This is a genomic window from Streptomyces sp. MAI_2237 (genome assembly GCF_054189285.1).
Genome location: NZ_JAJPGQ010000003.1, coordinates 3,230,454 through 3,249,251, shown reverse-complemented (window position 1 = coordinate 3,249,251; position 18,798 = coordinate 3,230,454). Strand labels below are relative to the sequence as shown.

The 18,798-nt window shown below is 71.6% G+C and carries 15 protein-coding genes; 4 read left to right on the top strand and 11 right to left on the bottom strand.

Annotation, left to right across the window (positions count from 1 at the left end; genetic code table 11):
- The first annotated feature begins 271 nt into the window (after window positions 1-271).
- Complete coding sequence (locus LN251_RS25280) at window positions 272-2,554, top strand: MMPL family transporter (RefSeq protein WP_458246393.1); 2,283 nt, start codon at window positions 272-274, stop codon at window positions 2,552-2,554.
- Window positions 2,555-2,671: 117 nt separating this feature from the next.
- On the opposite strand, the gene LN251_RS25275 is transcribed toward LN251_RS25280, so the two are convergent.
- A complete protein-coding gene (locus tag LN251_RS25275; RefSeq protein ID WP_458246392.1) occupies window positions 2,672-3,334 on the bottom strand; it encodes a response regulator in 663 nt (220 codons plus the stop codon).
- Window positions 3,335-3,430: 96 nt separating this feature from the next.
- Window positions 3,431-4,537 (bottom strand): sensor histidine kinase, encoded by a 1,107-nt coding sequence (locus tag LN251_RS25270; protein ID WP_458246391.1) that lies wholly within the window; start codon window positions 4,535-4,537, stop codon window positions 3,431-3,433.
- A 166-nt stretch (window positions 4,538-4,703) separates the two neighbouring features.
- Between LN251_RS25270 and LN251_RS25265 the strand changes: the two genes are divergently transcribed.
- Window positions 4,704-5,708: a carboxymuconolactone decarboxylase family protein gene (locus tag LN251_RS25265; protein WP_458246390.1), complete on the top strand. Its 1,005-nt coding sequence runs from the start codon at window positions 4,704-4,706 to the stop codon at window positions 5,706-5,708.
- Window positions 5,709-5,951: 243 nt separating this feature from the next.
- The gene (locus LN251_RS25260; RefSeq protein ID WP_458246389.1) at window positions 5,952-6,611 is read left to right on the top strand and encodes a hypothetical protein; all 660 of its coding nucleotides are present in this window, start codon (window positions 5,952-5,954) and stop codon (window positions 6,609-6,611) included.
- 25 nt (window positions 6,612-6,636) lie between these two features.
- On the opposite strand, the gene LN251_RS25255 is transcribed toward LN251_RS25260, so the two are convergent.
- From LN251_RS25255 to LN251_RS25215, 9 genes are all read right to left on the bottom strand, one after another.
- Complete coding sequence (locus LN251_RS25255) at window positions 6,637-8,163, bottom strand: NCS1 family nucleobase:cation symporter-1 (RefSeq protein WP_458246388.1); 1,527 nt, start codon at window positions 8,161-8,163, stop codon at window positions 6,637-6,639.
- A gap of 114 nt (window positions 8,164-8,277) precedes the next feature.
- Complete coding sequence (locus LN251_RS25250; RefSeq protein ID WP_458246387.1) at window positions 8,278-9,297, bottom strand: TIGR03842 family LLM class F420-dependent oxidoreductase; 1,020 nt, start codon at window positions 9,295-9,297, stop codon at window positions 8,278-8,280.
- An 11-nt stretch (window positions 9,298-9,308) separates the two neighbouring features.
- The gene (gene hydA / locus LN251_RS25245; protein WP_458246386.1) at window positions 9,309-10,712 is read right to left on the bottom strand and encodes a dihydropyrimidinase; all 1,404 of its coding nucleotides are present in this window, start codon (window positions 10,710-10,712) and stop codon (window positions 9,309-9,311) included.
- 105 nt (window positions 10,713-10,817) lie between these two features.
- On the bottom strand, window positions 10,818-11,660 hold the full coding sequence (locus LN251_RS25240; RefSeq protein ID WP_058922200.1) for a nitrilase-related carbon-nitrogen hydrolase: 843 nt from the start codon (window positions 11,658-11,660) through the stop codon (window positions 10,818-10,820).
- A gap of 155 nt (window positions 11,661-11,815) precedes the next feature.
- A complete protein-coding gene (locus LN251_RS25235; RefSeq protein WP_458246385.1) occupies window positions 11,816-13,375 on the bottom strand; it encodes a PucR family transcriptional regulator in 1,560 nt (519 codons plus the stop codon).
- A 42-nt stretch (window positions 13,376-13,417) separates the two neighbouring features.
- Window positions 13,418-14,701 carry an aspartate aminotransferase family protein gene (locus tag LN251_RS25230; protein WP_458246384.1) on the bottom strand — a complete coding sequence of 428 codons (1,284 nt, stop codon included), beginning with the start codon at window positions 14,699-14,701 and terminating at the stop codon, window positions 13,418-13,420.
- Window positions 14,698-15,540 carry a nitrilase-related carbon-nitrogen hydrolase gene (locus LN251_RS25225; protein WP_383670013.1) on the bottom strand — a complete coding sequence of 281 codons (843 nt, stop codon included), beginning with the start codon at window positions 15,538-15,540 and terminating at the stop codon, window positions 14,698-14,700. Before LN251_RS25225 ends, LN251_RS25230 begins: the two co-directional genes overlap by 4 nt.
- Window positions 15,541-15,744: 204 nt before the next feature.
- Window positions 15,745-16,434, bottom strand: coding sequence for a hypothetical protein (locus LN251_RS25220; RefSeq protein ID WP_458246383.1), 690 nt, complete (start codon window positions 16,432-16,434; stop codon window positions 15,745-15,747).
- Window positions 16,435-17,579: 1,145 nt separating this feature from the next.
- Window positions 17,580-17,831, bottom strand: coding sequence for a helix-turn-helix domain-containing protein (locus LN251_RS25215; RefSeq protein WP_249839680.1), 252 nt, complete (start codon window positions 17,829-17,831; stop codon window positions 17,580-17,582).
- Window positions 17,832-17,888: 57 nt separating this feature from the next.
- Here LN251_RS25215 and map point away from each other — a divergent pair, with 57 nt between their 5' ends.
- On the top strand, window positions 17,889-18,656 hold the full coding sequence (gene map, locus LN251_RS25210; protein WP_458246382.1) for a type I methionyl aminopeptidase: 768 nt from the start codon (window positions 17,889-17,891) through the stop codon (window positions 18,654-18,656).
- The last annotated feature ends 142 nt before the right edge of the window (window positions 18,657-18,798 follow it).

Below are 18,798 nucleotides of genomic sequence, written 5' to 3'. Positions count from 1 at the left end.
CGGTCCGCTCCCCAGCAGGCTAGCGATCGCCCCGCGCCGCCCCTCACCCGCTTCCGGTGCGAACCGGGCGCGGGGGCCGGAGCGGTGGCCGGTATGTCTCCCTTATTCAGAACTTTCACCGCATTAAGGTGCGAAACGCCCGAAGAGCGGGAGGCAGGCGCCCCCTCGCGAGCTCCGGCGGAAAGGCAGCACACCCATGACCTCCATCGCCGGCCCGGCGGGGGAAGGCCGTCCTGACGGCCCGCCCCGTCGCCGAGGTCCCACGCGCCCGGTGAGGTGGAGCACCTGGGTGGCCCGGCGCCGCTGGTGGGTCCTGTCCTTCTGGGGCGTGGTGGTCGTCGTCTCCGGCCTCTTCTATCCGCATCTGGTCTCGTCGCTCGTCGCGTCCGACTACAGCGTGACCGGCTCGGACTCCCAGCAGGTCTCCCAGCTGCTCGAGAAGGAGTTCCCCGCGGCGGGGGCCGAGCAGGACGTGATCGTCTTCGACGCGGACCACCTGACGATCAAGGACAAGGAGTACGTGCAGGTCGTCGATCGCGTCGTGAAGGCCGTGGGCAACGAGCCGGGGGTCACCTCCGTGCTGGGTCCCACCGACCCGGGCATGCAGAGTGCGCTGTCGAGGGGTACGGCGGCGGTGGCCTCGCTGGGGCTGGCGGGGAACGACCGGGAGCGCGGCTCCCGGGCCGCCGATCTCCAGGACGTCGTGCGGAACGCGGCGGGCGACGGTCCGGTCCGGGCCTACCTGACGGGATACTCACCGACGGCCAACGACCTGACGGAGGTGGAGAACGCCGACGTGGAGCACGCCGAGTCCATCGGCATCCCCATCGCCTTCCTCGTCCTGCTCACCGCGCTGGCCGCCCTGGTCGCCTCGTGCGTTCCCCTGATCACCGCGCTGGTCAGCCTCATGACGACGTTCGGGGTTCTCACCCTGCTCACGACGGTGACGGCCTTCGACGCCTTCCTGCTCTCGATCGTCACGATGATCGGCGTCGGCATCTCCATCGACTACTCGCTCTTCGTCCTGTTCCGTTTCCGTGAGGAGCTGGCCCGCGTCCGGGACGAGCGACACACCGACGCCGTGGCGCACTCGGTGGGGGTGGCGATGGCGACGAGCGGCCGGACGATCGCCTTCTCCGGCGTGATCGTCGCCGTTTCGCTGTGCTCGCTGCTCGTGGTGGACTCGCCGCTGTTCCCCGGGATCGCCCTGGGCGCCGTACTGGTGGTGCTGTGCACGCTGCTGGTCGCCTGGACGATGCTGCCCGCGCTGCTGGCGGCCCTCGGCGAGCGCGTCAACCGGGGGGCGCTGCCCGAACGTATGCAGCCGAAGGACGACGTGTCGGACGGGTCGGGACGGCCGGGCGGCTGGGAGCGGTGGGCCCGTACCGTTCTCGCCCACCCCTGGATGGCCATTCCGGCGGCGGCTCTGCTGGTCGTGTTCGCCCTGCCGACGGTCGGCATCAAGCTGGGCATCGACCTGGGGATCTCCGCGATCTCCGGCGAGCCCTCGGGCAAGGGCGCCGCGATCCTCGCCGACAAGTTCAGCGCGGGCGCGCTGTCCCCGATCCAGGTCCTGGCGTCGCACGAGGGCTCGGGGGCGCTCGACGCGAACGATCTCAAGACGATCGACTCGTTCACGACGGCACTGTCGAAGGACCCCCGTGTCGCGGGCGTCTTCTCCGTCACGACGCTGCTCAGGCAGACGACCGGGACGGTGTCCCCGCAGGCGCTGGGGCAGTTGGAGCAGGACCCGGCGGTGAAGCCGGTCCTCGACCAGACGGTCAACGTCGGCGGCGGGGACGACCGCACGGTGATCACCATCGTGCCCAGAGCCGCCGTCGACTCGGCCGAGGCGACGCAGCTGGTGGAGGACCTGCGCGACGAGATGATCCCCGCGCGGACCTCGTCGGCCGGCCCGCAGATGCTGGTCGGCGGCGAGACGGCACAGTTCAGCGACCTGTCCGACGAGACGCTCGGCAAACTGCCGCTGGTCATGACCATGGTGCTGACGCTGTCGTTCTTCTACCTGCTGCTGATCTTCCGTTCGGTGCTGCTGCCGCTGAAGGCGGTGGTGCTGAACCTGCTCGCCACCTTCGCGGCCTTCGGGCTCACGACCTGGGTGTTCCAGAAGGGGCATCTGGAGGACCTGTTCGGCTTCACGAGTGTGGGCTTCGTCCAGGTCTACCTCCCGATCATGGTCTTCGCCCTGTTGTTCGGCCTCTCCATGGACTACGAGGTGTTCCTCATCGGCCGCATGCGGGAGGAGTACCTGCTCACGCACGACAACGACCGCGCGGTGGTGAAGGGCCTGGCGCACACGGCGCGGCCGATCGCCGCGGCGGCGGTCATCATGGCGGCCGTCTTCGGCTGCTTCCTCGTCGCCGACGTACTCGAACTGAAGCAGTTCGGCTTCGCCCTGGCGGTGGCGGTCGTGCTGGACGCGACCCTCGTACGCCTGCTGCTGGTACCGGCGTTCATGAAGGTCGCGGGCCGGGCCAACTGGTGGGTGCCCAAGTTCCTGGACCGGCACCTGCCCCGGATCGACCTCGACTGAGACGGCGCCCGCGAGCGCCCCGGACGGGCCGGCGATCCGCCGCCCGGCCGGTCGAACCCGCGTCCCCCACGAAGAATTTTCCGGCGTAGCCGGGCTCGGCCGTGAGCGGGTGACCGTTCACGGCCGGCGCGGCGCCACCAGACCCGACTCGTAGGCGAAGACGACCAGTTGGGCCCGGTCGCGGGCCCCGAGCTTGGTCATGGCGCGGCTGATGTGGGTCTTGGCCGTGAACGGGCTGATGACCATGTGCCCGGCGATCTCCTCGTTGGTCAGTCCCCGGGCGGCCAGGGCCGTCACCTCGCGTTCGCGGCGGGTCAGGCAGTCGAGGCCGGGGGCGGTCGCCCGGTCCGGCGGGCGGGAGACGAACTCGCCGATGAGGGTACGGGTGATGGACGGCGAGAGCAGGGCCTCGCCCCGGGCGACGACCTCGATGCCCTGGAGCAGCTCGGCCGGTTCGGTGTCCTTCAGGAGGAAGCCGCTGGCCCCCGCCCGCAGCGCCTCGAAGACGTACTCGTCGAGGCCGTAGTTGGTGAGGATCACCACGCGTACGGCCGCCAGGGCGGGGTCGGCGGCGATCAGCCGGGTCGCCTCGATGCCGGTCATCACCGGCATCTGGACGTCGATCAGCGCGATGTCGGGCACGTGCGCGCGGACCAGGGCGAGGCCCCGCTCGCCGTCCGCGGCCTCGCCCACCACCTCGATGCCGTCCTCGGCCTCCAGCAGGGCGCGGAACCCGGCACGCATCAGCGCCTGGTCGTCGACGAGCGCGACTCTGATCACCTCAACTCCCCTTTCCGCACCGGGAATCGCCGGGCGACGCCGCCCCGGCCATCCGGCCACCCTGTCTCGTCGACCGCACCCGTGAGCCGGCGCCGCTCATCCCGCCTCCCCCAGCGGCAACCGCGCCCGTACCGCGAAGCCGCCCTCCGGGCGGGGGCCCGTGCGCAGGGTGCCGCCGAGGGCGGTGACGCGTTCGCGCATGCCGGTGAGGCCGACGCCCGGCGTGGGAGGGCGGGCCGGGTCGGCGGCGCCGTCGTCCTCGACGCGTACCGCCAGGTCGTCCTGCCCGTAGTCGAGCCGGACGCTCACCTTGGCCGGGCCCGCGTGCCGGGCCGCGTTGGTCAGTGCCTCCTGCACGATGCGGTAGACGGCACGGTCGACCGCGGCCGCCAGGGGCCGTTCCTCACCGGTCACCGCGAGTTCGGCGGTGAGGCCCGCCGCGCAGGCCCGCTCGACCAGGAGCGCGGGGGTGCCGGCGGGCTCGTCCTCCGAGCGCAGGATCTCCAGGGTGGCGCGCAGTTCGCGCATCGCCTCACCGCTCGCGTCCTGGATGGCGAGCAGCGCGGGCGGCACCTCCTCGCCGCGTTTGCGCGCCAGGTGGACGGCGACGCCGGCCTGGAGCTTGACGATCGAGATGCTGTGGGTGAGGGAGTCGTGCAACTCCCGTGCGATGCGCAGGCGTTCCTCCCCCGCACGGCGCAGGGCGGCCTCCTCCCGGGTCCGCTCGGCCTCCAGCGCGCGCCGCTCGGTCTGGCGCAGGTAGGCCTGCCAGTTGCGATCGGCCTGTCCCGCGACGACGGCGCACAGGAACCAGCCCGCGAGCAACGCCGTCCGCTCGATCACGTCGTGCGACAAGGGGCCCGTCGCCAGCCACGCGCCCAGGAACGCCCCGCTCGCCACGGCCGCCCAACCCCGGCGTCCGGCACTCGCCGTCGTGGCGACGGCGATGAAGACCGGCAGGGCGGACAGCGGGCCCGGGTGCGCGTGCAGCACGTACCCGGCACCGCACGCCGCGGCGGTGACCGCCACCGTGCGCGGCGCCACGCGGTGGAAGGCCAGGACGGCCGAGGACAGGACGACGAGCGCGTAGTCGACGGCCCCGGTGTCCCGGCCGAAGGCGGCCGTGGTCACGGCGAGAGCACCGACGGCGGCCGCGAGGGCCACGTCGGCGAGCCCCTGGCGTGTGGTGAAGTGCCCGCTCATGCAGGCACAGTAGAGGGCCGCGCCGACCGCGGCGTCACCCCTGTGGACGGCTCCCCGGCTACTCCCCCCGCAGTAGTGCGGGGCCCCGGCGGCCTTGCCGTCGTAGCGCCAAGTGCCTCCGCGGGGACGACGACCGGGTCCGCCCCCGCCGCGCATGCTGCTGTGCATGCCCACACCCTTCCGGTACACACAGCCACCGTCGCCCACGTCGGCCTCCGGCCGGGTCGCCGAGGTCCACGCGCAGATCGCCGCGGACTTCGGCATGGACCGGCCCGCCACCTTCATGGTCCTGTCCTCCGCCCCCGAACTCCTCGCCCCAGCATGGGCGTTGATGCGCGAGTCACTGATCGCCGGCCCCGGCAGCCGCACCGGCAAGGAGCTGGCCGCGCTCGGGGTCTCCCTCTCCAACAACTGCCCGTTCTGCGTGGACGCGCACACCGTCCTGCTGCACGCGACCGGCGACCACGCGCTGGCCGAGCGGCTGGCCCGCGGCGACGATCCCGAGAGCGAGGAGCACACCCGCGTGCTCGACTGGGGGCTCGCCAGCCGCGTCCCCGGGGCAGCGCTGCGGCCGTACCCCTTCCCCGAGGAGCACGCGCCCGCCTACCTGGGGACCATGCTCACCTTCCACTTCATCAACCGCATCGCCTCGGCGCTGCTGTCCGAACAGCTCCTGCCGGGCGGGGTGCAGCGCTTCCGGGCGGTGCGCAGTCTCGCGGGCCGCGCGCTGAGCCGCGCCGTCCGCCGCGAGGCCGAGCCCGGGGCGTCCCTGCCCCTGCTCGACACGCTCGGCCCCGGCCCGGACTGGGCTTTCGGCTCCCCCGTGGGCCCCGCCTACGCGGCGCTGCGCGCGGCCGCCCGCACCGGCGCCGAACTCCTCGAACCGGCCGAGCGCACCCTCGTCCACCAGGCCCTGCGGGACTGGGACGGCGAGCACCCGTCGGCCGTCCTGCGCGGCTTCCCGACCCGGCGTGAACAGCCCGGCGCCCGTCTGGCGCTGCTCGCGGCGCTCGCGCCGTACCGCATCACGGACGAGGACGTGGCCGCCTGGCACATGCCCTGGCACAACGACGGGCAGCTGGTCCGGCTCGTCGCGTACGGCGCCTTCGCGGCGGTGGACCGCATCGAGAGCGCGTTCGCGCTGTCGGCCGCGCGGGAGGCCACGTCATGACGACCACCGACGCCCCCTTTGTTCGGTTCCAGAATCCTTAGCGGGTTTTATCCGAATACGAGAGAATCGTCGCCACTTGTTCGGACGGCAGCCGGTTGGTCACGGGACCTCGCACCGGGCTCAGTGACCGCCCGAGCACGGAGCGAGTTGACACTTCCGTCTCACAGGGACTCATGTGAGACTGGCGCTCCGTCCGCAGTGCGGACTCCTTCCGCACACCGTCCCCCACCGAGAAGTGTGCCCGTGCGTGAATTTCCCCTGCCGCTCGCTCTGACCGCGCGCCTGTCCCCCGTCGTGGTGCTCGCCGCGATGGGCTGGGCGCTGTCGTCCAGCCCCGCGACGCCGGCCGACCAGCACAACGAGGCGCAGCAGAAGAGCACTTCGACGCCGTCCGCGCCGTCGACGGCGGCCGCGGCGACCAAGTCGTACAGCGCCGCCCCCGCGCCGTGCGGCAGCGTGGCCACGGCGACGCTCAAGTCGCTCGTCCCGGGCGCCAAGACGGCCGGGAAGGAGATCAGGTCCACGGACGAGAAGCTGCGCCGCACCTGCTCCTGGAACGCCCTCAAGGGCTACGACTACCGCTGGCTCGACGTCTCCTTCGAGGTCCTGGACTCCGACGCGGCGGCGCAGAAGGAGTACAAGGAGAGGATCGCGGAGAAGAGCGGCGGAGGCGCCGTACCGGGGCTCGGGGACGCTGGCTACTCGGTCGTGAACCTCACCACCGAGGACAAGCAGCAGACCCGGGAGGGCGTGGTGATAGCCCAGATGTCCAACGTCCTGGTCGTCACCACCTACAACGGCAGTGACTTCGAGACGAAGAAGGCGCCCGGCACGGACGAGATCAACAAGGGCGCCATCAAGGCCGCGAAGGACGCCGTGACCGCGCTGAAGGGCAGCCGATAGCGTTCACCGGCCGCCCTTCGGGGCTTCAGGCCTCCAGGCGCTGTCTGCCGCGCAGCAGCATCAGGGCCAGGTAGACGGCCATCGAGGTGCCCAGGCCCACCGCCCAGCCGTAGTCGGCGAGCGGCTTGAGCGCCGGGACGGGCCGTCCGTCGATCAGCGGCTCGAAGCTCGCGCCGCCGATCGCCAGCACACCGCCCGTCACGAAGGCGACGACGGCCCGCCAGTTCCAGCCGCCCTCGTACCAGTAGCGGCCGCCCGAGCGGTACAGGTCGACCAGGTCCAGCTTCCCGCGGCGCAGGATCCAGTAGTCGGCGATGAGGATGCCGGCGACCGTGCCGAGCAGACCGCCGACCAGGCCGAGCCAGGTGAAGATGTAGCCCTGCGGGTCGGAGTACAGCTTCCACGGGAAGATCAGTACGCCGAGGACGCAGGTGGCGAGCGCCCCGACCCGGAAACTGACCTTCCTGGGCGCGATGTTGGAGAAGTCGAAGGCCGGGGAGACCAGATTGGCGGCGATGTTCACCGACAGGGTCGCCACCAGCACGGTCACCAGGGCGAACAGCAGGCCGAAGACGTTGTCGGTCTTGGCGGCGAGCTGTACCGGGTCCCACACGGCCTGGCCGTACACCTTCTGCGAGCCGGAGGTGACCAGCACCGAGAGCAGCGCGAACAGCGTCATGGTGGTGGGCAGTCCGAGCGCCTGGCCCCAGGTCTGCGCCTTCTGGCTCTTGCCGTAGCGGGTGAAGTCCGGGATGTTCAGCGACAGGGTGGACCAGAAGCCGATCATGCCCATCAGGGACGGCCAGAACAACTTCCAGAAGTCGCCGCCCCAGCCGAGCTTGGAGGGCTGGTCGAGCAACGGGCCGAAGCCGCCCGCCTTGTCGCTCATCCAGACCAGCATCACCAGCGCGCCGACGATGACGAAGGGCGCCGCCCAGTTCTCGAAGCGGCGGATCGTCTCCATGCCGCGATAGATGATCGCGACCTGGATCACCCAGAAGATCGCGAACGACAGCCACATCGTCCAGGGGTAGGCGCCGATCTTCCCCGCGTCGGACCAGCCGTTGCCGATGAGCTTGCCGGCCAGGAAGTAGATCGCCTCGCCGCCGATCCAGGTCTGGATGCCGAACCAACCGCACGCCACCAACGCCCGTACGACGGCGGGCAGGTTGGCGCCGCGCACGCCGAAGGAGGCACGCGCGAACACAGGGAACGGGATGCCGTACTTCGGACCGGCGTGCCCGGTGAGCAGCATCGGGACCAGCACGATCACATTGGCCAGGGCGATGGTGAACACCGCCTGCTTCCAGTCCATGCCGACGGCGATCAGACCGGAGGCGAGGGTCCAGGAGGCCGTGTTGTGGGCCATGCCGACCCACAGGGCGGAGAAGTTGTACGTGGTCCAGGTGCGCTTCTCGATCGGGACCGGGAGCAGGTCCTCGTTCGCGTACGGGCCGCTGGGCAGCGGGGATCCCGGCGCGATCTCCACGCGTCCGTCGGCGAGGGTGACTTGAGCGGTCGGCGGTATGGCCGTGGGAGCGGTGTCGGTCATGGGCAGGCCAATCGATGAAGGGGGTCCGGAAAGGCCGTGCGGGTCTCCGGGTGTCCCCTCCCCGGGGAGGTGGGGAGGGGAGTTCTGGAGTGGGGGGATGGGGTGTTGTGCGGTTCAGGCGTTGACGGCGGGGATGATCTGCGCGCCGTAAGCGTCGATCACCGCTTCCTGGGCGTCGTGCATGTCGTAGACGGCGAACTGGTCGACGCCCAGTTCGCGCAGGGCGTGCAGCTTCTCGATGTGCTTCTCGGCGGGTCCGATGACGCAGAACCGGTCGACGATCTCGTCGGGCACGAACTGGGTGTCGGGGTTGTCGGCGCGGCCGTGGTGGGAGTAGTCGTACCCCTCGCGGGCCTTGATGTAGTCGGTGAGTTCGTCGGGTACGGCGGCGGAGTGCTCGCCGTACTTCGAGACCAGGTCGGCGACGTGGTTGCCGACCATGCCGCCGAACCAGCGGCACTGCTCGCGGGCGTGGGCGAGTGCCTCGGGCGAGTCGTCCTCGGTGACGTAGGCGGGGGCGGCGACGCAGATCTTGACGTCGGAGGGGTCGCGGCCGGCGGCCTTGGCCGCGTCCTTCACGGCCTTGACCATGTACTCCGTGAGGTAGAGGTCCGCGAGCTGCAGGATGAACCCGTCGGCCTCCTCGCCGGTCATCTTCAGGGCCTTGGGCCCGTACGCGGCCATCCACACCGGGAGTTCGGCGCCGGGTTTGATCCACGGGAACCTGACGACCGCGCCGCCGAGGTCGGCCTCCTCGCCCCGGCCGAGCGCCCGGATGACCTTCATGGCCTCGCTGATGCGGGCCAGGGTGTTGGGCTTGCGGCCGGCGACCCGCATCGCGGAGTCGCCGCGGCCGATGCCGCAGACGGTGCGGTTGCCGAACATGTCGTTGAGGGTGGCGAAGGTGGAGGCGGTGACCTCCCAGGTGCGGGTGCCGGGGTTCGTGACCATCGTGCCCACGGTCAGCTTCTGCGTGTTCGCCAGGATCTGACTGTAGATCACGAACGGTTCCTGCCACAGCACGGCCGAGTCGAAGGTCCAGCCGTGGGTGAAGCCGTTGCGCTCGGCGCGCTTCATCAGGCTGACGACCTTCGAGGCCGGTGGATCGGTCTGCAGGACGAGTCCGAAGTCCATGTGCGCCACTCCTAGTTGAGGTACTGACAGGTGGAGCGCGGGGTGTAGACGCCGTGTCCGGCGCGTCCGGTGTACTCCCGCTCGGTGATGACGGCTTCGCCGCGCGAGAGGACCGTCTCGACCCGGCCGGTGGTGCGCTTGCCCTCGTACGCCGAGTAGTCGACGTTCATGTGGTGCGTCTCGGCGGACATGACCTGCTCGGCGTGCGGGTCGTAGATGACGATGTCCGCGTCGGCGCCGGGGGCGATGGTGCCCTTCTTCGGGTACATGCCGAACATCCGGGCGGGGGTGGCGCAGGCGATCTCGATCCAGCGGCGGCGGCTGATGTGCCCGTCGACGACGGCCTGGTGGAGCAGGTCCATGCGGTTCTCGACCCCGGGAAGGCCGTTGGGGATCTTCGAGAAGTCGCCGCGGCCCAACTCCTTCTGGCCGACGAAGCAGAAGGGGCAGTGGTCGGTGGAGACGACCTGGAGGTCGTTCGTCCGGAGTCCCTGCCACAGCTTGGCCTGGTGCTCCTTGGGGCGCAGCGGGGTGCTGCACACGTACTTCGAGCCCTCGAAGTCGGGCTCGGCGAGGTTGTCGGTGGACAGGAACAGGTATTGCGGGCAGGTCTCGCCGAACACCGGCAGCCCCTCGTCGCGCGCCCGCGCCAGTTCGGCCACCGCCTCCATCGCCGAGACGTGCACGACGTACAGGGGCGCGCCGGCGACCTGCGCGAGCCGGATGGCGCGGTGGGTGGCCTCCGCCTCCAGCAGGGCCTTGCGCACCTCGCCGTGGTAGCGCGGGTCGGTCTCGCCGCGGGCCAGCGCCTGCTCGACGAGGACGTCGATGGCGATGCCGTTCTCGGCGTGCATCATGATCAGGCCGCCGTTCTCGGCGGAGCGCTGCATGGCGCGCAGGATCTGGCCGTCGTCCGAGTAGAAGACGCCGGGGTAGGCCATGAACTGCTTGAAGGAGGTGACGCCCTCCTCCACGAGCAGGTCCATCTCCTTGAGCGTCTCCTGGTTGACGTCGGAGACGATCATGTGGAAGCCGTAGTCGATCGCGCAGTTGCCCTCGGCCTTGGAGTGCCAGGTGTCCAGGCCCTCGCGCAGGGAGTGCCCGACGCTCTGCACGGCGAAGTCGACGATCGTGGTGGTGCCGCCCCAGGCGGCCGCCCGGGTGCCGGTCTCGAAGGTGTCGGAGGCGAAGGTGCCGCCGAACGGCAGCTCCATGTGGGTGTGGGCGTCGACGCCGCCCGGGATGACGTACTTCCCGGTGGCGTCGATCGTCCGCTCGGCGGCGAACGCCTCGGCGGCGGGAGTGCCGGAGGCGGCCAGGGCGGCGATGCGGCCGTCCTCGATCAGGACGTCGGCGTGGAGTTCGTCGGATGCGGTGATGACGAGACCGCCGCGGATGAGGGTGCGGCCGACCATGGGTTCACGCTCCGTTCGGTTGTCGAAAAGTGCGAGTGCGGGTCGTCGGGGGCTGGTCGCGCAGTTCCCCGCGCCCCTTCGGGGCGCGGGTACGACTGTCGGCTGTCAGGGCGCCGTGATCGGGGCGTACGCGTCGGGCCGGCGGTCGCGGAAGAACTGCCAGCGGTCGCGGACCTCGCGCAGCTTGGCCAGGTCCAGGTCGCGGACGACGAGTTCGGTCTCCTTGTCGGAGGCGACCTCGCCGACGAACTGGGCCTCCGGGTCCACGAAGTAGGAGGTGCCGTAGAAGTCGTTGTCGCCCAGGTCCTCCACGCCGACCCGGTTGATCGCGCCGACGAAGTACTCGTTGGCGACGGCCGCCGCCGGCTGCTCCAGCTGCCAGAGGTAGCGGGACAGGCCGCGCGAGGTGGCCGAGGGGTTGAAGACGATCTCGGCGCCCTCCAGGCCCAACGCCCGCCAGCCTTCGGGGAAGTGGCGGTCGTAGCAGATGTAGACGCCGATCCGGCCGACCGCCGTGTCGAAGACCGGCCAGCCGGCGTTGCCGGGCCGGAAGTAGAACTTCTCCCAGAAGCCCGGGACTTGGGGGATGTGGTGCTTGCGGTACTTGCCGAGGTAGGAGCCGTCCGCGTCGATCACGGCGGCCGTGTTGTAGAGGACGCCGGGCTGCTCCTCCTCGTACATCGGCAGGATCAGCACGAGGCCCAGTTCCCTGGCGAGCGCCTGGAAGCGCTGGACGATCGGGCCGTCGGGGACCGCCTCCGCGTACTCGTAGAACGCCTTGTCCTGGACCTGGCAGAAGTAGGGTCCGTAGAACAGCTCCTGGAAGCACAGGACCTGAGCACCCTGCGCGGCCGCGTCCCGGGCCGCCTGCTCGTGCACCTGGATCATCGACTCCTTGTCGCCCGTCCACGCGGTCTGGAAGAGGGCGGCGCGGATCACTCTGCTCATCGGGACCTCCGGTCGCTCGGTGTGCGAGAAGGCTAGGGAGTCCGTCAGCGGCCTTTGAGTTGCACGGTGTCACGTCTGCGGGTGTGCCGCGTGTCACGCTGTCACCCTGTCGTGGGCCCATGTTTCACCGCCGTTTTCCCAGGTCGTCGCATGTTTCACCCCTGTTGCGCGTCATGCGCGAGGAGCGCGATGTGCACCGAGGCCGCCTGCTCGAAGTCGTCGAGGTCGACGCCGAGCCGGCCCTGTATGGCCTCCAGCCGGCGGTAGAGCGCGGGGCGGGAGACGTGGTGGAGCTGGGCGGTGCGGGACTTGTTGCGGCCGGTGGCGAGGTAGGTGCGCAGCACCGACAGCAGGTCCTCGTCACCCGCGCACAGCAGCCCGTCCAGCTCTCGCTCGGCGAACGACTGCACGTGCGGATCGTCCCGCAGCAGCCGGATCAGGCCGCGCAGGTGCACGTCCTTGAGGCGGACGACGGCCGGGAGGTCGAGGGCGGCGGCGGAGTCCGCCACGGCGTCGGCGACGTGCTGGGCCTCGCGCAGCCCGGCGGGCACGTCGTCCCAGGCGGTGCGCGGGTCGGCGGCGGCCACGGTGGTCCGCGCGGTCTCCGACCGCAGCCGGGCGGCGAAGTTGGCCACGAGCACGGTGGCGTCCTGGTCCCGCGCCAGGCTCAGCAGCACGGCGGTGGCGCCGTCGGCCAGCTCGGCGACGATCCCGGGCAGCCCCAGCAGGCGCAGCACCCGCTCCAGTCGGGCGGCATCGCCGTCCCGCACGACCAGCGGCACGAAGGTGCGCCGGTTGACGGGGAGTCCGGCGGCCCGCGCGCGCGGCAGCAGCTGCCGTGCCGGTACGACCCCGCTGACCAGGTCGGTCAGAAGGCTCTGTGCGGACTGCTCCTCCCAGGTGTGGGCGGAGTGGCCGCCGAGCATGCGGTGCAGGACCAGGGCCTCGGCCGCGCGGTCGGCGAGCAGCCGCCCGGTGGCGGTGTCCCCCCGGTGTCCGCACAGCACGATCTGTCCCCAGCGCTCTCCCCGCCCGCCCAGCTCGGCGCGGATCCAGCCGTCGCCCTCGCTGCCGCCGGCCTGCCGGGAGATGCGCTCCCAGTCGCGCAGCACGTCGTCCACGGCCGGCCGCTCCCCCGCCGTGGCGAGGACGCGGTGGGCGAGGTTGGTGACGACGACCGGGCAGGCGCTGTGCTGGGCGACCTCGTCGAGGAGGCGTTGCAGCGGGGCGCCGGCCGTGATGAGTCCGGTCAGGGCGGTCCGTACGGACTCCGACAGGCTGACGGCGGCGAACTTCCGCCGCACCAGCCGGGCCTGGACCTCCTCCGTCAACTCGGCGAAGGGGAAGGGCCGGTGCAGGACGACCATCGGCAGCCCGCACCGCTCGGCGGCCCGGCGCATCACGTCCGGCGGCGCGGGGAAGGCGCGCCCGAGCCCGAGGACCACGGCCGCCGCCTCCGCGCGGTGCAGGGACCGGATGTACTCGGCCTGCTTCTCCTCGTCGCCGGCGAGCAGCACCCCGGTGGTGAGCACCATCTCGCCGCCGCTGAGCATCACGCCCACGTCGGGCGCCTCGGCGACGTGCACCCAGCGCACCGGGCGGTCCAGCTGGCCCGCGCCGGCCACCACCTCGGGCTCCCCGGCGAGCACCCGTTCCAGGGTGAGCACCTGGCGCACCGACAGGGCGGGTTCGAGGGTCCCGAAGGTGGTGGTCATGAGGGTCTTCCCTTGCTCAGCGCACGGCTGCTCAGCGCACGGCTACGACAGGCTCCTCAGAGCGGATTCGAGGATCGCGGCGCCTTCCTCGGCCTCCGCGACGGTCAGGGACAGCGGCGGGGCGATGCGCAGGGCGCTGGTGTTGTGGCCGCCGCCCTTGCCGATCAGCAGCCCGCCCGCGCGGGTCGCCTCCAGCACGGCGGCCGCCGCGTCCGGATCGGCCTGGTCGGTGCCGGGCCTGACCAGTTCGACGCCGAGCATCAGTCCGCGCCCGCGCACCTCCCGTACGTGCGGGACCTGTGCGGCGACGGCCCGCAGCCGCTCGGCGAGCAGTCCGCCGACGCGCCGGGCGTTGCCCTGCAGGTCGTGCTCCAGGAGGTAGGTGAGGTTGGCCAGGCCCGCCGCCATGGTGATCTGGGTGCCGCCGAACGTCGAGATGCTGTTGGCGTCCAGGCAGTTCATGATCTCGGCGCGGGCGACGACACCCCCGATGGAGCTGCCGTTGCCGATGCCCTTGGCGAAGGTGAGGATGTCCGGCGGCCCGTTCTGTCCGTGTGCCTGCCAACCCCAGAAGTGGTCGCCGGTGCGGCCCCAGCCGGTCTGCACCTCGTCGGCGATCCACAGGATGCCGCGCTCGGCGAGGACCTCGCGGAAGGCCGCGTACAGGCCGTCGGGACCCGAGGTGAAGCCGCCGACGCCCTGGATCGGTTCGGCGATCAGGGCCGCGGGCGGGCGGGTGTGCCCGAGCAGGTCCTTGAGGTCGTCGACGCAGGCCGCGATGAAGTCGGCGTCGCTCAGGGAGGCGTACGGGCCGCGGGTGCGGACACCGCCGTGGACGTAGAGCGTCTGCAGCGGGGACAGCGAGGTCGGCGACCAGCCGCGGTTGCCGGTGATGCCGACGGCGCTGAAGGAGCGGCCGTGGTAGCTGTTGCGCATCGCCAGGATCGTGTTGCTGCGCCGGTAGGTCGTGGCGAGCAGCAGCGCGGTGTCGTTGGCCTCGGTCCCCGAGGTGGTGAAGAAGACACGGGCGTCCGGGATGCCGCTCAACTGGGCGATGCGCTCCGCGAGTTCGACCATGGGGCGGTTGAGGTAGAGGGTCGACGAGTGGAGGATCCGCCCGGCTTGCTCGCTCACCGCCTTCGTCACCTCGGGCAGCGCGTGCGCGGTCATCGTGGTGAGGATGCCGCCGAAGAAGTCGAGGTACTTGTTGCCGTCCGAGTCCCAGACGTGGCGGCCCTCGCCGTGGGTGATCTCGATCGGGTCGCCGTAGTAGAGGGCGAGCCAGTCCGGCAGGACGGATCGATGGCGTGCGTAGAGGTCGCTCACGGCTGCACCAGCCCCTCGTAGGCGTCGGGTCGTCGATCCCGGTAGAACGCCCACTGCCGGCGCACTTCCTCGATCAGGTCGAAGTCCAGGTCGCGGACGACGAGTTCTTCCTTGGTGTCGCTGGCGACGTCGCCCACGAACTGGCCGCGCGGGTCGACGAAGTAGCTCGTCCCGTAGAAGTCGTTGTCGCCGTACTCCTCCTGGCCGACGCGGTTGATGGCGGCGATGAAGTACTCGTTGGCGACGGCCGCGGCGGGCTGTTCCAGCCGCCACAGGTAGGAGGACAGGCCGCGGTGGGTGGCCGACGGGTTGTACACCAACTGGGCGCCGTTGAGGCCGAGTTGGCGCCAGCCTTCGGGGAAGTGGCGGTCGTAGCAGATGTAGACGCCGACCTTGCCGACCGCCGTGTCGAAGACGGGCCAGCCGATGTTGCCCGGCTTGAAGTAGTACTTCTCCCAGAAGCCTTTGACCTGCGGGATGTGGTGCTTGCGGTACTTGCCGAGGAAGGTGCCGTCGGCGTCGATCACGGCGGCGGTGTTGTAGTAGAACCCGGACTGCTCGACCTCGAAGACGGGGACGACGACCACCATCCCGGTCTCGCGGGCGAGCTCCTGCATACGGCGGACGGTCGGCCCGTCGGGCACCGGCTCGGCCCAGCGGTAGTGCTCGGGCTCCTGGACCTGGCAGAAGTAGGGGGCGTTGAACACTTCCTGGAAGCCGATGACCTTCGCGCCCTGTCGGGCCGCCTCGCGGGCGTGCTCCTCGTGTTTCGCCACCATGGACTCGGTGTCGCCGGTCCAGGTGGCCTGGACCAGAGCGGCACGTACGACGTTGGCCATGAGCTGCTCCTTCGGCGGGGACGTCAGAGCCTCTACGCCCGTAGATTCGGCCGTAGAGGGATGAACGTAAGCCTCCGGGAGGGCCTTGCCAAGACCATCGCCGTCAACCCGCAGTGTCGATCATGTTTCGCACTCCTGTGGGTGATCGGAGAGGCCGGTGGGAGAGGGATGTGAGGGTTCTCGCGGAAGGTCGGCGGGCGGGTGTCAGGCGGTGAATCCGGCTACCCGGAGGGCGTGCACCAGATCCCAGTGTCGCTCCTCCGACACGCCGTGCGCGGCCTCCAGCAGAAGCGGGACGAGGACGCCCGGGTCGGCTTCCGCGCTGCGGGCCGCCTCCTCGGGGGTGCGGACGCGGACGTAGGCGTCCAGCAGCGCGCCCACCTCACGCCGGCGCCCCTCGGCCGAGAGCCCCAGCACGGCCTGCCCGATCTCCGTGGCCGGCCGTACGACGCCCTGCCGCAGGATCTGCTCCGCGTCGGCCGCGCGCCCGGCCGCGACCAGCGCGTCCGCCGCGGCGACCAGCCGGTCGGCGGGCAGCGAGGCGGCCTCCCACAGCAGGGTCGCCCAGTCGAAGCCGAGTCCCGCGTCCTGAAGCTCCGCGGCGAGCAGCGGGAACCGGGTGGCGGGCCAGTGGGCGACCTCGACGAGCAGCGCGTGCGCGTCGCCGCTGCGCCCTTCGGCACGCAGCCGCACCAGCCTGCCGACGGCCTCCGCCACCTCCCGCGGCCCCGCCGTGTCCAGCGGCTCCGTCTCGGGCTCCGGCTGCCGCTCGGGGGCCTCTGCGGCCCCGGCGAACCGCGCTCCGCGGGGGGTACGGCCCTCGGTGGCGGCGGGGCCGGCGACGGCAGGTGTGCCGGCCGGCGGCGCGACGACGGCAGCGGCCTCCTCCCCCATCCCGGCGAACCGGGCACTCCCACGGCGGCGCTTGCGCTGCTTGGGAGCGGGGACTTCCGGGGCGTCGGAATCGGGGGCGGGGGCTGGGGGGAGCGGGCTTCGGGGAGGGAGGGTTCGGAGGTGGAGCGGGTGTGGGCGGGCCCAGGACTCCTGGGTCGCGCAGCGTCCGGGTCGCGCTGTTCGCGCGGGTCGGGCGCCGGGGACGCGGCCCGGAGGCCGGCATCAGGGGCGTGCGGGCCGTGTGAGGCGGGGGCGGCGGCCTCGCCACGGACGAAGTTCGGGCGAGCGGCCCAGGTGGGGTGCGAGCCGCCCTGCCGGCCGTCCCCGGTACCCGCTCCCCCGGAGCCGTACGGCCCGCGTTCTCGCGCGGAGGCGGCGGGCAGGCCGCCCCCTTCGTCCGTCCAGGCTTCGCCGGAGGGTGCGGCGTCGCCCCGGGAAGGGCCGTCGATACGGTACGGCGCGCTGGGCGCGAGGGGTCCGCGGCGCACGGCCGACTCCCGCTCCCCCGTCGCGCGCCGGTCCGACTCGGCCATACGGGCTCGGAGTTCGGCGCACCGGGCGGTGGCGCGATGGTGGTCGTCGCGGGCCCAGGCGAGGTCGAGGCGGAGGGCGTCGGCCTCCTGGCGGGTGGCGGCGGAGGTGAGCAGACGGCTCAGCTGCGCCTGCCGTTCGGCGGCGTAGCGCTGTTCGCGGAGCATGACGTCGAGCCGGTCGCTCAGGGCGTCCCGGCCGCCGGGCCGGGCGTCGTACGCGGTGAGCGCGGCGGCGTGCAGCGCGCGGGCCCGCTCCTGTTCCGGGGCGGCGGCGCCGGGGCCGAGGGCCGCCGCGAGGTCGTGCAGCAGCGCCTCCATGACGTCCCACGGCGGCACCTCGCGCCCGTCGAGACAGGCGTGCATCCCGTCGGGATCGCGCTGCCAGAACACCGCGCACCAGCCGCCACGCTGGTCCAGGCGCACCAGCAGGCCGTTCAGGTAGTTCGCGAACTCCCGCACCTGACCCGGGAGTTGATCCACAGTCATCGCTCAACTCCCGCCAGACCGGAGCACTCCGGTTCCGTAGGCAACACCAGTCGTGTTACGGCGGTGCTACGGACAGTTTGCAGGCGGCGCGCGGAGAGCTCATTACGGGATCTTGACCGATGCGCGCTACACGGGCAGCAGAGCGCACTGGGTGACGAGGTCGTCCATCGACAGGCCGAGGGTCCGGGCGAGCGCGGCGACGGTGAAGAACGCCGGTGTCGGCGCCCGCCCCGTCTCGATCTTGCGGAGGGTCTCCGCGGAGATCCCCGCCGCCGCGGCGACGTCAGTCATGCTGCGGCCGCCGCGGGCATCGCGGAGCAGGCGCCCGAGACGCTCGCCGCGTTCACGCTCTTCTGGGGTGAGAGGGGTGCGCACCATGCCGTCATTCTAATCCCGCATTTCTAGCCGGTCGAGTAAGCCGGTATAGTAATTGGCATGGTGGAGCTCAAGACAGACACATCGATCGACGCGATGCACGCGGCGGGCCAGGTGCTCGGCCGGACTCTGACGGCCGTACGGCAGGCCGCGGACGTGGGCGTCTCCCTGCTGGAGTTGGACGAGGTGGCCCGCGGGGTGCTGCGGGAGGCCGGTGCCTCCTCCCCCTTCCTCGGCTACCGTCCCTCCTTCGCACCGGTCCCTTTCCCGGCGGTCATCTGCGCCTCGGTGAACGACGCGATCGTGCACGGCATCCCGACCGGCTACCGGCTACGCGACGGCGATCTCGTCTCCATCGACTGCGGGGCCGAACTGGACGGCTGGGCCAGCGACTCGGCGATCAGTTTCGTCGTGGGCGAGCCGCGCCCGGCCGACGTACGTCTGATCGAGACGGCGGAGCGGGCGCTGGCGGCCGGCATCGAGGCGGCGGTGGTCGGCAACCGCACCGGCGACATCGCGCACGCGATCGGCACGGTGTGCCGGGCCGCCGGATACGGCATCCCGCAGGGGTTCGGGGGCCACGGCATCGGCCGCCGGATGCACGAGGACCCCTCGGTGCCCAACGAGGGCCGCCCGGGCCGCGGCTTCCGGCTCCGCCACGGCATGGCCCTCGCGATCGAGCCGATGCTCATCGCGAGCGGCCGGGACGGCTACCACGAGGCTCCGGACGGCTGGACCCTGCGCACGAACGACGGCTCTCGTGCGGCCCACGTGGAGCACACGGTGGCGATCACCGACGACGGACCGCGCATTCTGAGCGCGCGGTGAGTCGCCCGGGGCCGGGGTCTTTGCCGACCCGCGCCCCGACTGACCGCCCGGCCTTGTGCCGACCCGATGCCCCCGACTGACCGCCCGCGCCGCTGCCGTAGCGGACCTCCCGGCAGGCCGTGCCGGTCGCGTGCGACGTCGC

Coding starts and splice junctions, on each gene's coding strand:
- LN251_RS25270 (WP_458246391.1), bottom strand. CDS start 4,537: ATGAGCGGGCACTTCACCACACGCCAGGGGCTCGCCGACGTGGCCCTC.
- LN251_RS25265 (WP_458246390.1), top strand. CDS start 4,704: ATGCCCACACCCTTCCGGTACACACAGCCACCGTCGCCCACGTCGGCC.
- LN251_RS25255 (WP_458246388.1), bottom strand. CDS start 8,163: ATGACCGACACCGCTCCCACGGCCATACCGCCGACCGCTCAAGTCACC.
- LN251_RS25250 (WP_458246387.1), bottom strand. CDS start 9,297: ATGGACTTCGGACTCGTCCTGCAGACCGATCCACCGGCCTCGAAGGTC.
- hydA (WP_458246386.1), bottom strand. CDS start 10,712: ATGGTCGGCCGCACCCTCATCCGCGGCGGTCTCGTCATCACCGCATCC.
- LN251_RS25240 (WP_058922200.1), bottom strand. CDS start 11,660: ATGAGCAGAGTGATCCGCGCCGCCCTCTTCCAGACCGCGTGGACGGGC.
- LN251_RS25235 (WP_458246385.1), bottom strand. CDS start 13,375: ATGACCACCACCTTCGGGACCCTCGAACCCGCCCTGTCGGTGCGCCAG.
- LN251_RS25225 (WP_383670013.1), bottom strand. CDS start 15,540: ATGGCCAACGTCGTACGTGCCGCTCTGGTCCAGGCCACCTGGACCGGC.
- LN251_RS25220 (WP_458246383.1), bottom strand. CDS start 16,434: ATGGGGGAGGAGGCCGCTGCCGTCGTCGCGCCGCCGGCCGGCACACCT.
- LN251_RS25215 (WP_249839680.1), bottom strand. CDS start 17,831: ATGGTGCGCACCCCTCTCACCCCAGAAGAGCGTGAACGCGGCGAGCGT.
- map (WP_458246382.1), top strand. CDS start 17,889: ATGGTGGAGCTCAAGACAGACACATCGATCGACGCGATGCACGCGGCG.